Genomic DNA, 2,578 nt, shown 5'->3' on the forward strand with positions numbered 1-2,578 from the left:
CGGCCTCTCGCCCGCCTGCGTATAACTTCGTGCGGGCAGGCAGAGCCGCCAGGACGCAGAGTTTTTTATGCCAAAAACCCTTATACCCTTTTTACTATTTTACTTATTCCTTAAAAGCGGCCTCTCGCCCGCCTGCGTATAACTTCGTGCGGGCAGGCAGAGCCGCCAAGACGCAGAGTTTTTTTATACCAAAAACCCTTATACCCATATACCCTTTTTACTTTTTACTTTTTACTTTTTACTTATTCCTTAAAAACGGCCTCTCGCCCGCCTGCGTATAACTTCGTGCGGACAGGCAGAGCCGCCAGGACGCAGAGGTTTTTATGCCAAAAATCTCTTACCTTTCTACTTCATTAGGTAATTATGAGTTTGTTTACTTTCAGGATTTCCCAATTAGTTCATTGATTCTAGTCCGATTTCAATTAAATCATTGCCAGATGATACTTAACAGCTCAAAGCAAAAAAAACTCGAAACACCCTATAGTTTTCAGGATAGATTTCGGAAAATTCAACGGATCGTGATTATTTATCCTGAGAGTACAAAATGGCTACGGATTGCCCGCTATACTTTGCAGAGAATGTATAGTTTGCCTGAGCAATTTGATTTTTTGTTATTATTACCAACAGGGAGCTCACGACCCACTCTTGATGTTCAACATGAGTATGCTGATATGCTGTATAATCCCAGTGAAGATGGTCGGAGCAACATTCAAAACCGAATATCAGCTTTCGATCCCGATATTATTCTCCAGCTGGAACCCAAACCTGGAAAGCGTCTCATCAAACTGATCAAATCGCTCAATATTTCATTGAAAATTGGATTTGGTTCTGAAGAATCGGGCTTAAATGTGATTTACTCTCAGAGTGAGAGTGGTTTCTATGAAAAAAATATTTTGAATTTAATTGCGCTTATAGAAACAAAATGAAGTGATGTGGCGCACTACTGATTGTGGTTGCGTTGATTCTGGGTTTCTTTACAGGGAACGTGGTACTTAGCGATCAGAGCAGCCAACAGGCGGCCTTCTTCGATCAAATCTCCACAGATTATGCAAACTCCGTAGGTTTCTTTGTTCACCCGATCAAGCGCCTCGTCTATATCGTTCAAGTATTTGGCTTGTCGATGAGCAAACATGCTGGTCTTTTCACGTTCAGCCATATCGGTTCCGACATCAGCCATATGATAGGTTGCAGAAGAGAGCTCACCAGCGCCGTCTGTGATGGTTTTATTTAGCTCACTTTTTTGATAATCCAGGTCTTCAATAATACGTTTGCGCTCATCCAATAGCAGTTGCTTAAATTTTTTAAGTGTCGATTTATTGTATTTTTTAGCGGCCATTATAACCCTTCATTTCATGCTTCAATTGTTGCAATATATCGCCTGCACATGATTTTCCTAGGAATTTAGCATGCTCATAATTCTCTTGGCACCCCCTATGTGTCCGTATACATTTGCGCGCTTTTATGAACCGTTGGAACGAAATAAAAAATGTGAGGGTATAATGGAAGATATTGTATGCCCGAATTGTGGCGAAGAGCTATCAGAAGAGAGATTAGCCAGATCTCTCATCTGTCCACACTGCGCAACAAATCTAAAAAATAAAAAGTATATGGATTTTCTCGAATTCCTCATGGTTACGGAAATCGTAGAAGATATTGATTTTTTTGATGAGTCGGTTTACGGCGATGAATATCTGAGGTTTGAAGAATCAGACTTTGATGATAAGGATTTGCCGGCTACTCAGGCTGCTGAGATAGATTGGGATAAGGATCCTGATCATACTGAGGAAGAATGGGGTGAGGATAACCCGAATCTCTCCCGCAATAAGCCCTGGCAGTCCTGATCAAAAAAACCACTAATTGAGGAACTCAACATGGACAGCAAGAAACAACCCGCTCAGCAGATCCAGATCCAGGTTAACGAGAAAGTTGCCGATGGGGAATATGCCAACCTGGCTATCATTACTCACTCCGGTGCCGAATTTGTATTGGATTTTGTGAGAGTTATGCCGGGTTCACCCAAGGCTAATGTGCAGTCACGAATTATCATGACTCCCAGTCACACCAAGGCCTTACAACGGGCTCTTGAACAGAATATCACCAAGTATGAAGCTGAACATGGTGAGATCAAGATGCCTGATCCCATGGCTTTTCCCGGAATGAAGGCTGGTCCTCAGAATATGCCCAATTAAGATTCTTCAAACAATTCGTTAAAAAGAGAAGACTCCGCATGGGGTCTTTTTTTTGTCTTTACTGCTTCTCAGGGGGCTGAGGTTATACCCTCTGAAGTACAGATGGTATTATTCAAAACCTTTGGTGGAGATGTCCTGGGCTATATTTGCCGGAAATAGTTTCTGCTCCGTAACAGCAGGGTATTAGCAACAACCGAAACTGATGAAAATGCCATAGCCATGCCGGCAAACATGGGGTTGAGCAGGTGGAGTTGAATTTGATTTATCCTGAATAATTCATAGCCACTAAGTCACCAAGACACAAAGTTTAATAAAATATATGCTTATCAAAAATTATCACTCACAGATGTAAATAATACTGTTTAAAATGACCTTGTTCATAACTTTAA

4 protein-coding genes are annotated in these 2,578 nt (G+C 41.5%); 3 read left to right on the plus strand and 1 reads right to left on the minus strand.

Features of this window, described 5'->3' with window-relative positions; all coding sequences use genetic code 11:
* Window positions 1–437 precede the first annotated feature (437 nt).
* Window positions 438–926 carry a hypothetical protein gene (locus U9Q77_11320; protein ID MEA3287946.1) on the plus strand — a complete coding sequence of 163 codons (489 nt, stop codon included), beginning with the start codon at window positions 438–440 and terminating at the stop codon, window positions 924–926.
* Window positions 927–940: 14 nt separating this feature from the next.
* Here U9Q77_11320 and U9Q77_11325 read toward each other — a convergent pair whose 3' ends face one another.
* Entirely contained in the window at window positions 941–1,336 is a 396-nt protein-coding gene (locus U9Q77_11325) for a molecular chaperone DnaK (GenBank protein ID MEA3287947.1), read from the minus strand.
* Between the two features lie 163 nt (window positions 1,337–1,499).
* On the opposite strand from U9Q77_11325, the gene U9Q77_11330 reads away from it, so the two are divergent.
* Window positions 1,500–1,841, plus strand: a complete 342-nt coding sequence (locus tag U9Q77_11330) for a hypothetical protein (GenBank protein MEA3287948.1) — start codon at window positions 1,500–1,502, stop codon at window positions 1,839–1,841.
* Between the two features lie 30 nt (window positions 1,842–1,871).
* Window positions 1,872–2,189, plus strand: coding sequence for a DUF3467 domain-containing protein (locus tag U9Q77_11335; protein MEA3287949.1), 318 nt, complete (start codon window positions 1,872–1,874; stop codon window positions 2,187–2,189).
* The last annotated feature ends 389 nt before the right edge of the window (window positions 2,190–2,578 follow it).

Source organism: Candidatus Neomarinimicrobiota bacterium (assembly GCA_034716895.1).
Classification (GTDB): Bacteria; Fidelibacterota; UBA8477; order UBA8477; family JABMPR01; genus JABMPR01.